Genomic DNA, 16,209 nt, shown 5'->3' on the forward strand with positions numbered 1-16,209 from the left:
GAGGGAATTTATGCAAAAACTATATTTTGATCATGGGAAAATTTTAGGGAAGGATGTGTATCAGGTTAAACTAATACCATATTTTCTTATATCTATTGTTTTAATTGCCTGTAATGCTGAAAAGGAATATCAATACTATCTTGTAGTTGATTCATATTATACTAATTTTTATGGGTACTATTATATTAATGGGGAATATGAAGATTCCTTTGAGGGCAAGAAAGATTATACAGATGAGTATGGGAATAGCCATTATTACTATGAGAAAGGACTGGATGTGGAAGGTGATTCAATTACATCAATTAAGGTATATGCATATAAGGAAAATGAGGTGGCATCGGTGACTATATCCTTGTGGAAAGATAGTGTTGAATTAACATCGGTAACCAGTGGCTCGTATGAAGGATATAACGACGATACAGGGAAATATTCTTTAACAGTGGGGCCACTGTATTATGAATTTTCTGAGGATGAAGATGATGAAGAAACTGAATAATGTGTTGGAAGTAAACAAAACTGTGAAACAAACCATGATTTGTGTTTTGTATAGCATTTTTACCATACTATATTGTATTCATTTGTCTTCGTATCCCGTTTTTGCGCAGGAAAATGCTACTGTCATTTCATACGAGCAGTTTATATCTACAATTACACAAAAATTACCTCAGATTAAAAATAATGTTCTTCAGGTGCAAAAGGCATACAATGAAGTTGAAAAAGCTAAAAGCATTGATGATACCAATCTCACTGCAAAGGGACAATATGCACGGCAGAAGATGTACACAACTGGTAAAAGCCTTTATGAACCTGATTACAAACAATCGTATTATGGATATACGGGCATTGAGCAAACTTTATCTTCAACCGGAACACGCCTATCATTGGGTCTTGAGTATAATTCTTCATCCATAACGGGTAATCTCACAATACCACCACAGGCCTATACCGTTGACGAATACAGGCCTTCTATTACAGCCACTATCACACAACCTCTTTTAAAAAATGCATTTGGCATAATTGACCGATATGGGAAAAATAGTGCAGCTATGAAATTAGAAATACAGAAGCTTCAACAGTTACAGGATGACCAATCTGTATTGAATTATTATAAAAAGCTTTATTTTAACTGGGTTTTGTATAAACTGGCGCTTGATATATGGCAGGAAAGTATTGCCAATGCAAGGTCGCTGGTGGATTCAGTACAACGTAAAGCTAAGGCGGGATTAGCAGAAAATGATGACGTACAGCGAGCAGTATCATCACTTTTAAGCTACCAGGCACAGTATAAACAATATGAAATTGCCTATAAATCTCTTTGTGATGAACTATCGCTTTACTTTGACAAATCCATTGTTCCGCACATTAATGATATGAATATCATGTTTGATTCTATAGTTTCAGCAGAATATATCGAAGTGCCGTTTGAACAAACGCGTTCATGGCTTATTGTAAAAAAGAACATGGATGTTATGCAGTATTCTATTAAAGTGGCTGATAATAGCACACTTCCACAAATGAACTTGATTCTATCGGCATCACGGAAAAATTATAGTGATAGGCAGCGCGAAGCTTTGAGCAAGTTACCCGATACGGACTATTCAGTTGGGGTTGAATTCAGTTATCCCCTGGGTAACCACGATGCAGATGCACAACTTAAAGACTATGAGCTATCGCTGAAAGAATTGGAGAACAATCTTTTAATTACACAGAATAGTTATTATAAGTCCTTGCGGTCAATTATACAATCTTTGAACGGCTATAAAGAGCTTATTGCAACGCATAACAAAAATTTACAGGCTCTGATTTCACAACGACAGACTGAACAAAAGAAATATGAGCAGGCACGGCTTGATCTGCAGTATTTGATTAATACTGAAAACAGCATTGCAATGGAAAAGCTTACACTATTGCAACTGAAGGTGGGTTTAGTTGGTTATTATATTGACTATAAAGACTTAACTGAATAAAATATATCGTAAAGAATTTCCTTTGCATGGTGTAATAAAAACTCTTTTAATTAATTTTTTGGGGAGTAGCTATATGTACAAAATAACATCCACTCAATTTTACAGCAACAATTGTAAATTAGATGCAAGACTGTATCTTCCTGATAGCGGTAAAAAAACACCTGTTATTGTTATGGCTCATGGCTTTGGCGCCCGTATGGATTGGGGTTTGCACCCATTTGCAGATGTCTTTGCACAGATGGGATGTGCTGTATTGATGTTTGATTATCGTGGGTTTGGAAACAGCCAAGGTACTATTCGTAAATTGGTGTATCATGTTCACCATATTGAGGATTATCATGCAGCTATTGCATACGCCAGAACAATTCCCAGCATTGATAGCTCCAGGGTATTGTTGTGGGGTACATCATTCAGTGGAGGACATGTATTGACTGTAGCTTCACATGATAGCTCTATAGCGGGGGTTATTGCTCAGGTTCCCTTTGTTGATGGTGTTGCAGCAGCTTTAAATTTACCTGTTAAAAATATATTGAGTGGTCTATGGTATGGTAGTCTGGATGTAGTGCTGTCATTAGTTAAAGCAAAACCTATTACCATACCACTGGTGGCAACTCCTGATACCTTTGCCGCTATGAACACCCCTGAATGTTATGATGGCTATATGAAACTGGTGCCACCCGAAGCAGCTGATGAAAATTGGTGTCCTGCACGGGTGTGCCTTACACTTCCCATGTACCGGCCTATTGCTGTAGCAAACAGGATACAATGTCAGGTATGTATTATTGGAGCACAGCTTGATTCACTTATACCCATCAAAGCAGTAGAAAAAACAGCAAAAAGAATTAAGCATGTTGATTTCCATACATTACCCTGTGGACACTTTGACCCGTATGATGGAGAGATGTTTGATAAAAACATACAGATTCAGAAGCAATTTTTACAAAAAGTATTGTAACAGTATCAATACCTATCTTTAGTATATGCTTATTAACACTCAGTAACATAGGATAGCAAGTTTTATTGCATCAAGGTTACAGTAACTTTTTTAATACCAAATATTATGGTCTCATCTAAAAACTGCTTTTTTTCAAATATTATTAATATAAATAGAAAGTGGTTATTATCTCATTATATTGTGCCCACAAGGGGACATCTGAAAAAGAAACTTTTATAAGTTCCCTTATTTTTGGTGTTTATGTAAGTAATAATTATTGGGATTACGATATATATGTTAATTAGAATATACTAAATAAAATTAAAAATTTGATAACATAGTAGCAATAAACACTTGACAATATATGTTGCTATACTATAATTATCTCCACTTTTTTTCATAATTTCAGTTACCGTACAAAATTACATTATTATAAGGGTCCCCCAAAACAAACTGTGGGGTTCTCAATGACGCGGGTGCAAAGTCATTGAGAGCGTAGAACCTGCCCTGAGCTCGTCGAAGGGTGGCAATCTCAATGCCGCAGAAGACGAGATTGCCACGTGCCTGCGGCGCTCGCAACTATGGGATTGCTTCGTCACTTCGTTCCTTGCAATGACAGTAGGGCAGAAGTCATTGCAAAGGGGTGTCTTTGGGAACACCCTATTAATGTAGTACATAGTTAATTTTAAAATTATTGAAACGAATAATTTGAGTGAACTATGTTAGATAATCATTTAAGGAGGTTTGCATGTTGGGATTAGGTGATGTATGGGTATTTATGGCTTACCTGTTGTGTATTATAAGTGCAATTCTTTGTGCTTTATATGGGTTTGTAAAATGGAATGATGATGAAGAGCCGTATACTGATGAGGCTAAACGATGGGCACAAGAAGAAGCCGAAATTGAAAAATCATTATAACATGGTGAGGTGAGCTATGACTATTTTCTGGGTATTTGTGTACTTGGGCATTGTTGCATTTTTAGGATATTTGGGATATCGTCACACAAAAGGAGCATCAGACTATCTTGTTGCAGGGCGTAAGGTACATCCTTTCATTATGGCACTATCGTACGGTGCTACGTTTATAAGCACATCAGCAATTGTTGGATTTGGAGGTGCTGCAGGTGTCTTTGGTATGGGACTTTTATACCTGACATTTTTAAATATTTTTGTGGGGATATTTATTGCGTTTATTTTCTTTGGCAAACGTACCCGCCGCATGGGATATCATTTAGATGCACACACATTCCCCGAATTGTTAGGAAGAAGGTTTCAATCACCGTTTGTTCAAAAATTTGCGGGGATTATAATCTTTTTATTCATGCCTTTGTATGCATCTGTAGTGCTCATAGGTGCGGCAAAATACATTGAACAACAGTTTGCAATAGATTATGCCACAGCACTGCTTTTCTTTACTGTAATTGTTGCTGTCTATGTTATTATGGGTGGGTTAAAAGGCGTTATGTATACTGATGCATTCCAGGGTAGCATAATGGCAATAGGGATGCTCGCACTCATTATATTTACCTATTATGATGTGGGCGGTATTATCAAAGGACATGCCGAGCTTACAAAGCTTACACCTCCACCACCACTGGCTGCAAAAGGGCATATGGGATGGACATCCATGCCAGCATTTGGTTCTGACTTATGGTGGACACTGGTTTCAACTATCATTATGGGTGTTGGTATTGGCGTACTGGCACAGCCACAGCTTGTGGTGCGCTTTATGACGGTAAAAAGCAACCGGGAACTTAACCGCGCTGTTGCCATTGGTGGAATATTTATACTACTTATGACTGGCGTTGCATTTACTTCCGGTGCACTTTCCAATGTATGGTTTACAAAGAATGTGAAAGGCGTCAAGTACTGTGAGATCAGTGGAGCTATTTTAGAAGTATGTCCCGGCAAAAAGATTGTGAAAATTGATGAAAAGAATATTGAAAAGTTTAAAGCCCAATTCAAAGACATAAAGTTAGGCGATGAGATTGATCTTCATAAAGATGTGCCCCATAAGGAAACCATAAAAGGCTCATTGTCGATAGTAGCTGCGGGAGGGGTTGTTGAAAATATTATCCCGCAGTTTGTAAAACAGGCAATGCCCCATTGGTTTGCGGTATTATTCATGCTGACATTACTTGCTGCTGCAATGTCAACATTGAGCTCACAGTTTCATGCAATGGGTACTGCAATAGGGCGCGACTTTTACATGCAGATACTTAAAGATAAAAAGGCTGCAGAAGAGCGAAGTGTCTTCATCAACAAGATGGGTATTGGTGTAACAATTCTTGTGAGTTTGGTGCTGGCATATTTTCTGCCGGTTATATATTCCAAAGGTGAAGCTATTATTGCGCGGGGTACTTCTATTTTCTTTGGATTGTGTGCAGGAACATTTTTACCAGCATACATAAGTGCACTGTACCTAAAACGGATTACCAAAGCAGGTGTGGTTGCAGGAATGCTCTCGGGATTTACGGTTGCCTTCTTCTGGCTGGTATTTGTTCTTGAAAAGGAGGCAATGGCCATAGGTCTTTGCCAGGCACTGTTTGGGAAACCCACACTGCTTTCGTCACCATGGACAATGGTTGACCCAATGTTTATTTCTTTCCCAACTTCACTTGTTGTAACGCTTGTTGTTTCATTATTTACAAAGAAGCTTTCTGACGATCATATTGCGGATTGCTTTCAGGGTTTATAGTAAATAACGTTACTTAAACAAGGTTTTTATTGTTTTAATGTACATACAGGCCGTCTCAAAACAAACTGTGGGACGGCTTTTTTTTTAAGTATGTGGTATTGAAAAAAACAGAATTCTATCTAACACTCTTACTATTTATAACAGGATTTTTGTAATAAATTGTAGCAAAACAAAAATAGTCCCTATTAATTACTCACTGTGTCAAGCACGCTAAATTGGAAAGGACTTCATTAAATATTGGTTTTGATGATTTTTTCTGGTAGTTTCTTTTGTTGTCGTTTGGAAAAAGAAAGTGCACTGTGATAGGGGTAATTCTAAAAGATTTCGTTAGATAGGAAAAAGGAAAATTAATCTTGAAAATGCCTATACAAATCAATACACCACCATCTAATTTTAAAAGATGGAAATCTTTGTATGAGGTTTTAGAGGAGCAATTAAATGGTGCACATCAAACTTGAACTTGCAAATCAAAATTGTATGCGATAAAAAAAGTGATTGACAAATAGAAAAGATAGTGATAGAAATATTAAAAAGCTTTAAAAAGCTAATCAAACTGAACAGTTCTTTGGAAACTGTATAAATAGAGGGGGTTTTGGCTTCCGCGAACCTACTAAAGTGACATAAAACGGGCATTTTTGGGGTAGGTTGGCGGCGACGAAAGTGTTGGAAATTCCAGGCTTTACAAGTGTTGTATCAAAAGGGCCAACATTTTTTTGCAATTTGTTGGGGAGGTTGGCGGAAAATGGCTTGAAAACGCTGGAAATTCCAGAGGTTACAACCCCAAGAGTAGGAAAACTTCCCCGCTAATAGGGGATTGAGACCAGAACTTATCCCGCAGAAATTCGCTAATTGAGCAACAGAAGTGTAGGAAAACTTCCCCGCTAATAGGGGATTGAGACGCCCGAATGGATTGCCGGGAAATTACGAATAAGTAGTGGCATGGTAGGAAAACTTCCCCGCTAATAGGGGATTGAGACGTGGTACAAACTGGTATGATTGTTATCCTGTTTATGGGAGTAGTAGGAAAACTTCCCCGCTAATAGGGGATTGAGACAAATAAAAAAGGCTAACCTGTTTTTTACAAGTTAGCCCCGTAGGAAAACTTCCCCGCTAATAGGGGATTGAGACCCCCATTAAATAATATGAATAAGTAATTCTGCTTGTGTGTGTAGGAAAACTTCCCCGCTAATAGGGGATTGAGACTTACGCTTGTACTTCAAGATGACGTTGTATGGCTTGAATTTTAGTAGGAAAACTTCCCCGCTAATAGGGGATTGAGACTTTTACTTTATGAACTTCGAAACTAATAACTTCATAAACGTAGGAAAACTTCCCCGCTAATAGGGGATTGAGACTCAAGATTACTGCTTAACTTCTTCCTGTAATTCATAGCCTGTAGGAAAACTTCCCCGCTAATAGGGGATTGAGACAGACTGTCATAGCTGTAATCTTTCAATACAACTACAATGCGTAGGAAAACTTCCCCGCTAATAGGGGATTGAGACGCCAAACCCTTTGCTCTCGAAAATATCTTCCGTGAGAAATAAGTAGGAAAACTTCCCCGCTAATAGGGGATTGAGACTATTATATATACTGTACTTTTACGATACCTCCTGGAAAAAGTAGGAAAACTTCCCCGCTAATAGGGGATTGAGACAACGTCTTCGCAATATTGAATTGCAAGACGTTCAATTTCTCGTAGGAAAACTTCCCCGCTAATAGGGGATTGAGACTTCTTGCTTACCGTTCATATACTCCAATAAATCCTTGTTCTGTAGGAAAACTTCCCCGCTAATAGGTGGTTACAATAATGCCACCCCGCTGGGGTTTGATATAGTTGTCGTATGTCGAATTTGTAAGAAGCGTGAAGGGTGATGAGTGATGGGTGTATTCTCTGCAAGTTATAATGGTTGATAGCAATGGGTACGGCTGCTGAGCACATTTATGGGATAGAGTAAGCGCTTGTCGAAGCACCCCGCTAATAGGGGGGTTACAATAATGTCACCCCGCTGGGGTTTGATATAGTTGTCGTATGTCGAATTTGTAAGAAGCATGAAATGTGAAGGGTGATGGGTGAAGGGTGTATTCTCTGCAAGTTATAATGGTTGATAGCAATGGGTACGGCTGCTGAGCACATTTATGGGATAGAGTAAGCGCTTGTCGAAGCATCCCGCTAATAGGGGGTTTACAATAATGTCACCCCGCTGGGGTTTAGTGGGGTGGTGATATTTCGCTGGTGTTTACAATAATGTCACCCACTCTGTGGGTTTTTTATTTTGGCGGGTTAATGCCTTGAAATTAATGTCACCTAGTCCGTGGATTGAGACGGTGAATAGCAATAAGTACAGTTGCTGAACACATTGATGGGTAACGTAAGAGCTAGTCGAAGCACCCCGCTGATAGGGGGTTTACAATAATGTCACCCCGCTGGGGTTTAGTGGGGTGGTGATATTTCGCTGGTGTTTACAATAATGTCACCCACTCTGTGGGTTTTTTATTTTGGCGGGTTATTGCCTTGAAAATAATATCACACCGCTGGGGTTGTGTGGATGTGTCAGACATTTAGGGTTATAGTAATGTTAACCTTCCTAAGATTTATGGTGAGTCATACTCACTGGGGTTTGATGGGTTTGTGGTCCTGTTGGCAGCGACGTATAAAAAAAAATATGACTACATTGTAATAGAAAGTCATTTAAATATTGTATGATAAATTTAAACTTCAATATAAATAATAAAAAAACACAGGTAGTAAATTTACCTGTGTTTTTTTATAAATATATGCACAATAAACAATCTATTTAACCAAGCCTATCACCTTTACCAAAAATTCTAATGCGTTCTGATTTAGGAAAATGACAATAAAAAATAATGCTGCAAAATAAATACTGAATTTTTTGTCCAAACGCTCTATTCGTAAATAGATTTCAGCCTTATCCTGCTTCATGATTCCAAGCAGTTCAGCTTTATCCTTTTCTGTTTTCTCATACAATGCATCAAATTTTCCCAGCAATTCGGCTTTATCTTGTTTCATTATACCAAGTAATTCAGCTTTATCCTGCTTTATTATACCCAGTAATTCTTCCCTGGTTTGTTGTAAAGCTCCTAACAGTTTAGCTTTATTTTGTTGCATTATACCAAGTAATTCAGCTTTATCCTGTTTCATTATACCTAAGAGTTCTTCTCTGGTTTGTTGTAAAGCCCCCAACAATTCAGCTTTATCTTTTTCTGTTTTTTGATACAATGTATCAAATTTTCCTACCAGTTCAATACGTACTTGTTCCAAATCTTGCTTGGTAGCATAATGGCTTAAAACTTCTGCCTTTAATTCCTCTTTTGTTTTATACCAGGTGTCATGTACTGTATCCACTATAACCTCTTCCAGTGCGTATAGTACCTTTTTGGCATATTCTTTACCATGAAACGCCTGTTCAAAGATGTCATATACATCGGCTGAGAAATGTTGACCCATTTTTTTTATCTCCTTCCATTTATTAAGTGTAACACATAGGTAATGAAATGTCAAGATGATATTTACCATACCGTGTAGCATAAAATAAAAATGCTATTGTAGTACACATACATACATCTTGCATTTCATCACAGTGTTTCATATCTATACAACGCTTTTAAAATAAAAAATTAAAAAATTTTTTAAAATTTTTGAAAAAATTTTATAATAAAACCATTAATGTGAGGGTAACAATAATAAAACATTACTTGTTACCGTATATTATTTTACGAAACAATCAAGGTAGCCTTAAGACAATAATGTCACCCCGCCGGGGTTTGGTGGTGTGGTGATATGCCGATGGTGGTTACAATAGTATCATCCCCTCCGGGGATTGGTGAGGTGGTTGTATATCGCTGTTACAGTAATGTCACCCACTCCATTGGTTGGGTTGTGTGTTACTCAGCCAGAGGTTACAGTAATGTCATCCCCTCTGGGGATTGATGTAGTGGTTGTATGGTACTGTTACAATAATGTCACCCCTCCGGGGTTCAGTGGGGTGGTGATATTTCGCTGATGTTTAAAATAATGTCACCCCTCCGGGGTTTGATGGGGTGGTGATATGCCGATGGTGGTTACAATAGTATCATCCCCTCCGGGGATTGGTGAGGTGGTTGTATATCGCTGTTACAGTAATGTCACCCACTCAGTGGGTTGGATGGTGTGTTACTCAGCCTGAGGTTACAGTAATGTCATCCCCTCTGGGGTTCAGTGGGGTGGTGATATTTCGCTGATGTTTACAATAATGCACCCCGCTGGGGTTTGATATAGTTGTCGTATGTCGAATTTGTAAGTAGCGTGAAATGTGAAGGGTGATGAGTGAATGGTATTATTTCTATATAAAGATTTAGATAATGAGCCAATGTTTTAATAGTTACTATCGCCAGGTGCTATACAGTGGCGAACCACACGCCAAATATGGTACCCCAACCTGTCAATAAATCGTATTGCTTCAATATAATCAAGTGCAGTATGAGAATCAAGTTGACCTGTGGCAGTTTTTTTAAGTACTTCCACTCGCTCCAGTTTGCGGGCGTTTGCCAGATATTGCGATAGTTCCTGTATCTTTTCAACACTATCTATTGAACTTTCTGATTTTAAGGCTTTTTCCGATTCAGCAAGCTCAGTATTAAAATTCCATTTCATATCGGAAAAGTTTGTGCTGTTTTTTAAAAGGGCAATAGTGTGTGCTTCCTGGCAGGCTTCAATGATGCTTGATAAATGATCAATGGCATGAAGTACCGAAATATGCTCATCGTAGAGCTGTTTTTGCTGAGGTGGAGTTTTTACCTTGCTCATGAAATGTTTTGTTTCTTCAAGGGCTATGAGTGCTGTTTTAAGTCTGTGAGTAATATCGCTGCCGTTTTTCTGCAGCATGTCTTTGAGTATCTGGATAATATACAACGCAATGTCTACCACTGTGCGGCGTGCTGTTTCAACCGCAATAGCTGGTGAGGTGGCTATGGCATCGTCTAAGTGCTGGGTAAGGTAAAACGTGGTATCGGCAAATAATGTTTTCAAAAATCGCACAAACGGAGTAATGAATGGGAAAAACAGCAACACGCCAATGACGTTAAAGAGTGTATGGAACACTGAAAGCTCTATTTCAGGAGCTATCGCCCCCAAGGCATTACTTAATGAAGAAAGTAGTGGCGATAGTTGTGGTAATAACACAAATAAAAGTAACGCAGTTACTGTGTTAAAAAGAACATCGGCAACAATGATGCGCCTGGTATCGGGAGTTGCGCCAATGGCTGCAAAAAGTATTGGTACCGATTTCCCCGCATTCATGCCAATAACAAGAACCTGCCCCTGAAAAAGGCTGATAGTCCCACTACTCAATGCCACCAGTGCCAGCACCACTGCGGCACTGGATGATTGCATTACAATTGTGAGTATAAAACCTATTGCAAATAGAAGCAGCCTGTCGGTAATGACATGTCCCGAGATAGCAGTAAAATTAATTGACTGCGGCAACTGTGCAAGCCCCTGACGCATAATGGTAATGCCAAAGAAAAGGAGGCCAAAGCCAGCCAAAAGCGAACCAAAATCAGATCGATGGTCAGTATATAGTATTTTTAAGAAGACACCACAGGCAACAAAAAGTAGCGAAAATTGCCCAATGCTGTATTGAATGCCAAAAATTGTAACAAGCCATGCGGTGGCAGTAGTGCCTACATTTGCGCCAAAGATGACTGCCAGAGCTTGTGGTATGGTGATAAGCCCTGCACTGACAAATCCTATTGTGGCAATGGCTGTTGCACTGGATGCCTGTATGATGGTGGTTACCAACATGCCGGTGAACAGTGCCTTAAACTTTCCACCGGTAAGGTTTGCAAGGATTTTTCTAAAACCAGGACCGGCCAATTTTTGTATTGCTTCGGACATAAGGACAATGCCTAAAAGGAGTATCCCTATGCCGCCAATTGCTGTTATAATATCTGAAATATTCATACCGGCTTTACTTTGTGATAATTATCGGCATTATGGCACGTAATCTTCCCGTACGGGGGAAAATACTTCAATTGCTATTGAGTCTTCCAGTACTTCTGCTCCGTGTTCTATATTGCCGGGTATTGACCAGCTACCACCAGGTTTCATATCATATGTTTGCCCATCCATGATCAGGATAATATGCCCTTTTACCAGATATCCCGTTTGCTCGTGGGGATGTTTATGTATGGGTAATATTTTTCCTTTTTGTAATCTAAACTGGGTCATTAATGTATGGGTACCATAGACAAGAGTTTTACGCTGGATACCATCAAGTACAGTAACATATCCATCAGGTGATGGATTAGCAATTGTTTTTGTTTTCATACTATTAAAACTCTGATATATAAATTTCCACGTATAAAAGATTTTTTACTATATTGCATACGGGTGGTGTCAATTAAAAAAGAGGTTTTTATATTGGTATACAGAATTAATTCCGTACGTATTTTTAGATAAGAAATGCTCTATATTAATTCGGACGAAGACAGCGGGGTACTATTACTACATAGTTATTATTACATTAATTGGGCGCCTTAGTGAATATGGCAAAGGTTTTGCATTACCAAATCTGATAAGTAATTGTGGTTTCATAGAACCAGGATTAAAATGTCCTGTTAATTGATTGCGCACATCAGGTACTTCAATGGCCTGATTGTGGTTAGCATTTTTAATATTTAGTACCATTGCTATTTATTCCCGGATAACAGTATAGTATTCAAAGTGTATGCTGCATCTTCATTAATCCAAAAAAACCATTAGATTATTCCTATTTTAATGACCTGTTCTTTTTAGAAAAAAACCGATGCAGTTTGCATGATGATTCATACGTCAAATACCGTTTGGTGTTATTAGCTTGACAGGATGATAAATAAAGTGTTTATTTAAAATTCAATAAAATAGAATTCTTTAAAGTAATTTTGAGAAGGTAAAAACAATGGCTACTTCAAAAGCGATGAAATGTGAAACATGTGCTCTACGGGCACGCTATGACAAGAATCCTGGTTCGCTAGTAGGTAGATTCTGGCGGTGGCATATTAACTTTTGCCCGGGCTGGAAAATGTATATGAAATCATTATCAGGAGAAAAAAAGGAAGAACTTATCCAAAAATATTCTTTAAAATCTGTTGACAAAAAATTACAGTAATTGATTCAATTATCACTCACAAAAATAATTAATTTTTAAACAATGATATAATTGAATGATAGGTATACTCCTGCCTGAGGTAGGTGTATACATGTATTCGTTAAAAAAAATGTGAAAGTGTAAACAATGCAATTTATAGTAACTCCATCATCATTACACGGACAGGTAATTATTCCAGGTTCAAAATCGCATACCATACGGGCACTGGTGTGTGCACTGCTTGCTGATGGAACATCTACCATCCAGATGCCACTTGATTCAAGCGATACGCGCTCATGTCTTGGCATGATACGCCAGTTTGGTGCAACCGTTGAAGAACATGAGCATGAGTGGGTTGTTAAAAGTAATGGTGGGCCTCAATTGCCTGATGATGTTATTGATGTTGGCAATTCCGGTACATCACTGTATTTTGGTATAGGAGTGGCTTCCCTTATACCTGGAATGACAGTATTTACGGGAGATCATCAGATACGTAACCGCCCTGCTGAAGATTTACTCAATGCAATTACGGAATTGGGTGGATATGCTGTTTCAACCCGTTTCAATGGCAAACCCCCGGTTGTGGTACAGGGGCCAATCATTGGCGGACATGTTTCCATACGAGCTATTACCTCTCAATACCTTTCATCACTGCTGGTGGCAACACCAAAGGCAAAGAACAATACCATCATAGATGTGCCCCTGCTCAACGAAGCCCCCTATGTTGGAATGACACTGTGGTGGCTTAATGAGCTTGGTATAGAGTATCACAATACCGGCTATGAGCAATTTATTGTCAAAGGCAGGCAAAGCTATAAACCTTTCACCAAATACATTCCGGCTGATTTTTCATCGGCAACGTTTTTCATGGTAGCTGCAGCCATAACGCAAAGCACTGTTGTATTAAAGGGACTTGATTTTAATGACACCCAGGGCGACAAAGAGGTAGTGAACATTTTAAGAGCAATGGGTGCCGAGGTTGATATTTTGCCGGATGCTATCGCCATTACCGGAAAACCATTGAAAGGTGGTGTGTTTGACCTCAACGCCATGCCTGATGCACTGCCTGCACTTTCAGTGTGTGCGTGTTTTGCAGATGGTGAAACGCGCCTTGTCAATGTGCCTCAGGCACGGGTAAAGGAAACTGACAGGATTGCTGTGATGTGTGCTGAATTAAAAAAGATGGGCGCGGATATTGAAGAATTGCCCGATGGCCTTGTCATTAGAAAAAGCGCATTGCGTGGTGCACATGTTAACGGTCATCATGATCACAGGGTGGTAATGTCACTGGCCGTTGCAGGGCTTGCTGCAGAGGGTAGTACCATCATAGATACTGCAGAATCAGTAGGGGTTACATTTCCCAATTTTGTAGAGCTTATGCAGGCACTGGGTGCCAGCATACGCAAGGAGGAATAATGGTAGTACGGGGAGTGCGCGGTGCAATTACTGTAGACGAAAATTCAAAAGAAGAGATAGTTCATAGAACTGAAGAACTTTTACAGGCGATAATTACTGTGAATAAAATCCAGACCAATGATATAGCTTCAGCCATTTTTACTGTGACCGATGACCTCAATGCAGAATTCCCCGCGGTTGCAGCACGTAAGTTAGGATGGATTCATATACCACTGTTGTGTTCCCGTGAGATTCCTGTTCCAGGATCGTTAGGGATGTGTGTGAGGGTATTGCTGCATATCAATACTGATAAAAATCCTGAAGAGATAGTTCATGTTTATCTGCGGGAAGCAAAAAAATTACGGCCTGATATAGGAACGCCTGTACAGGACAAATATTATGTATCAGATAGTCATGCGTAAAAAATATTTTGCAAATAGTATGCTGTATGCTATATCCTTATACTATTGTTTTAAACACTGGTCATATGCGGAATGATAAAGGTTTTCTAATTATAAAGCTGCGGAAGTTATACAAAGTGTTATCCATAACGATGTGTGCCGGGAATATGTAATGAAAAATGGCCATACTTTAATCATAGTAATCCTTTTAGGTATCAGTATAATCTTTTTTGCACACGGTCATGGTGCTGCCCAGGCTGAAAGGGAAATAGAACTGACCGCACAGGAAATGTTAGCTCGCGTTGACCGTATTATGGAGTATCCTGACGGGATACTGAAAGGGTACATGATGCATATAACACCTGATGGATCGTCGCAAAAACTACAGATAACCGGGTACGTTAATAAAAATCAGTTTTTGTTTGATATTGTAAAACCTGCACGGGGAAGTATGCAGAAGATACTGTACCGTATAGGCGGTGAAGACCTGTGGGTATATGATATGGCTGCACGGGCACTTTTCCATAAAATGGGTATTGATAAATTTGATGATATACTGGCAACCAACTTTTTTTATGTAGATTTATCCAATGCAGATTTGCAGAGTAATTATGTTGCCCGCATTGACGGATCGGTTATTTTGAAAAACCAGGACTGCTATAAACTGACACTGGACCCCATTGACAAAACAGGTGCGTATGGCAAACTTACATTATATGTTATCAAACAAAATTATATTCCGTTACGTATAGATTATCACGATCAGGATAAAGTAATATTTAAAACCCTTTCCATTGCAAAGATTGGGCAAAAAGGCAGTAGATCATTCCCTATACGATATGATATGCTAAATATTAAAAGAGGCACCATGACCGTACTTGAATTTACTTCAATAGAAGATGGGGCAACCATTAATACAGAAATATTCAGACCTGAAAAATTAGGGGATTAGCGTGGCACAATTTTTTGTCAGTGCACGTCATGATAATACAGTAGTAATAGAAGGCAATGATTACTATCACCTGGTGAGGGTGCGTCGTGCACGTGTTGGTGATAGTATTGATGTTATTGACACAGAAGGTGTACGCTACAGGGCTACTATCGCACACATAGAACAACAAAAAATTATTGCTACTATAACGCAAACCATTAATTATCCGGAAATTTCTTTAAACCTGACATTATGTGTAGCACTGCTAAAAGGTAAAAAGTTTGATCTTATGATTCAAAAAGCAGTGGAGATAGGGGTGCGCAGCATAATCCCTGTTGTGACTGAGCGTACAATACCGGATATTTCGGAAAAAGAAGAAAAAAAAGTAGAACGCTGGCAAAAAATTGCCAGTGAAGCCGCAAAGCAGTGTTTACGGAAGGATGTTCCCCGGATTAGCCCTGTGATGGAATATACTGATGTGCTACAATTATCTAAGGGTGTTGGTATACTGGCACATGCTGATCCCCGGGCACAGAATTTGCGGGAGTTTTTGAAAAATAGTTCGCAGCATAACGAGGTTATGCTATTGACGGGTCCTGAAGGTGGCTTTTCAAAAAAAGAGGTTGAAATTGCACGACAGTTTGGTTGGATTGTATTATATTATGGAGCAACACAGCTTAGAGCTGAAACGGCGGCTATAGTATTACCCGCGATTATTATTTATGAGTGGGGCTACATGTAAAAAAAGGAAACAG

14 protein-coding genes and 1 CRISPR repeat array are annotated in these 16,209 nt (G+C 38.9%); of the genes, 10 read left to right on the plus strand and 4 right to left on the minus strand.

The window, feature by feature from the left end:
- The first annotated feature begins 10 nt into the window (after positions 1 to 10).
- From AB1444_06265 to AB1444_06285, 5 genes are all read left to right on the plus strand, one after another.
- Entirely contained in the window at positions 11 to 496 is a 486-nt protein-coding gene (locus AB1444_06265) for a hypothetical protein (GenBank protein MEW6526256.1), read from the plus strand.
- Positions 480 to 1,967 (plus strand): TolC family protein, encoded by a 1,488-nt coding sequence (locus tag AB1444_06270; GenBank protein ID MEW6526257.1) that lies wholly within the window; start codon positions 480 to 482, stop codon positions 1,965 to 1,967. The genes AB1444_06265 and AB1444_06270 overlap by 17 nt, the downstream gene beginning before the upstream one ends.
- Before the next feature lie 73 nt (positions 1,968 to 2,040).
- Entirely contained in the window at positions 2,041 to 2,922 is an 882-nt protein-coding gene (locus AB1444_06275) for an alpha/beta hydrolase (protein MEW6526258.1), read from the plus strand.
- Positions 2,923 to 3,649: 727 nt separating this feature from the next.
- Complete coding sequence (locus AB1444_06280) at positions 3,650 to 3,820, plus strand: symporter small accessory protein (GenBank protein ID MEW6526259.1); 171 nt, start codon at positions 3,650 to 3,652, stop codon at positions 3,818 to 3,820.
- Positions 3,821 to 3,836: 16 nt separating this feature from the next.
- Positions 3,837 to 5,600: a sodium:solute symporter family protein gene (locus AB1444_06285; GenBank protein MEW6526260.1), complete on the plus strand. Its 1,764-nt coding sequence runs from the start codon at positions 3,837 to 3,839 to the stop codon at positions 5,598 to 5,600.
- Between the two features lie 786 nt (positions 5,601 to 6,386).
- Positions 6,387 to 7,409: direct repeats of the CRISPR family, unit length 35 nt; unit sequence GTAGGAAAACTTCCCCGCTAATAGGGGATTGAGAC.
- Between the two features lie 985 nt (positions 7,410 to 8,394).
- On the opposite strand, the gene AB1444_06290 is transcribed toward AB1444_06285, so the two are convergent.
- The 4 genes from AB1444_06290 to AB1444_06305 form a co-directional block, all read right to left on the minus strand.
- Positions 8,395 to 9,069: a hypothetical protein gene (locus AB1444_06290; GenBank protein ID MEW6526261.1), complete on the minus strand. Its 675-nt coding sequence runs from the start codon at positions 9,067 to 9,069 to the stop codon at positions 8,395 to 8,397.
- Between the two features lie 906 nt (positions 9,070 to 9,975).
- Positions 9,976 to 11,562, minus strand: a complete 1,587-nt coding sequence (locus tag AB1444_06295; protein ID MEW6526262.1) for a Na/Pi symporter — start codon at positions 11,560 to 11,562, stop codon at positions 9,976 to 9,978.
- Between the two features lie 30 nt (positions 11,563 to 11,592).
- Positions 11,593 to 11,928: a cupin domain-containing protein gene (locus tag AB1444_06300; GenBank protein MEW6526263.1), complete on the minus strand. Its 336-nt coding sequence runs from the start codon at positions 11,926 to 11,928 to the stop codon at positions 11,593 to 11,595.
- Positions 11,929 to 12,105: 177 nt separating this feature from the next.
- Positions 12,106 to 12,288 carry a hypothetical protein gene (locus AB1444_06305; protein MEW6526264.1) on the minus strand — a complete coding sequence of 61 codons (183 nt, stop codon included), beginning with the start codon at positions 12,286 to 12,288 and terminating at the stop codon, positions 12,106 to 12,108.
- Between the two features lie 250 nt (positions 12,289 to 12,538).
- Between AB1444_06305 and AB1444_06310 the strand changes: the two genes are divergently transcribed.
- The 5 genes from AB1444_06310 (at position 12,539) to AB1444_06330 (ending at position 16,196) form a co-directional block, all read left to right on the plus strand.
- Positions 12,539 to 12,748, plus strand: a complete 210-nt coding sequence (locus AB1444_06310) for a hypothetical protein (protein ID MEW6526265.1) — start codon at positions 12,539 to 12,541, stop codon at positions 12,746 to 12,748.
- A 126-nt stretch (positions 12,749 to 12,874) separates the two neighbouring features.
- On the plus strand, positions 12,875 to 14,143 hold the full coding sequence (gene aroA / locus AB1444_06315) for a 3-phosphoshikimate 1-carboxyvinyltransferase (GenBank protein MEW6526266.1): 1,269 nt from the start codon (positions 12,875 to 12,877) through the stop codon (positions 14,141 to 14,143).
- Entirely contained in the window at positions 14,143 to 14,544 is a 402-nt protein-coding gene (aroH, locus tag AB1444_06320) for a chorismate mutase (GenBank protein ID MEW6526267.1), read from the plus strand. Before aroA ends, aroH begins: the two co-directional genes overlap by 1 nt.
- 151 nt (positions 14,545 to 14,695) lie before the next feature.
- A complete protein-coding gene (locus AB1444_06325; GenBank protein MEW6526268.1) occupies positions 14,696 to 15,475 on the plus strand; it encodes an outer membrane lipoprotein-sorting protein in 780 nt (259 codons plus the stop codon).
- Position 15,476: 1 nt separating this feature from the next.
- The gene (locus tag AB1444_06330) at positions 15,477 to 16,196 is read left to right on the plus strand and encodes an RsmE family RNA methyltransferase (protein MEW6526269.1); all 720 of its coding nucleotides are present in this window, start codon (positions 15,477 to 15,479) and stop codon (positions 16,194 to 16,196) included.
- Positions 16,197 to 16,209 lie beyond the last annotated feature (13 nt).

The organism is Spirochaetota bacterium (assembly GCA_040756435.1).
Taxonomy (GTDB): domain Bacteria; phylum Spirochaetota; class UBA4802; order UBA4802; family UB4802; genus UBA4802.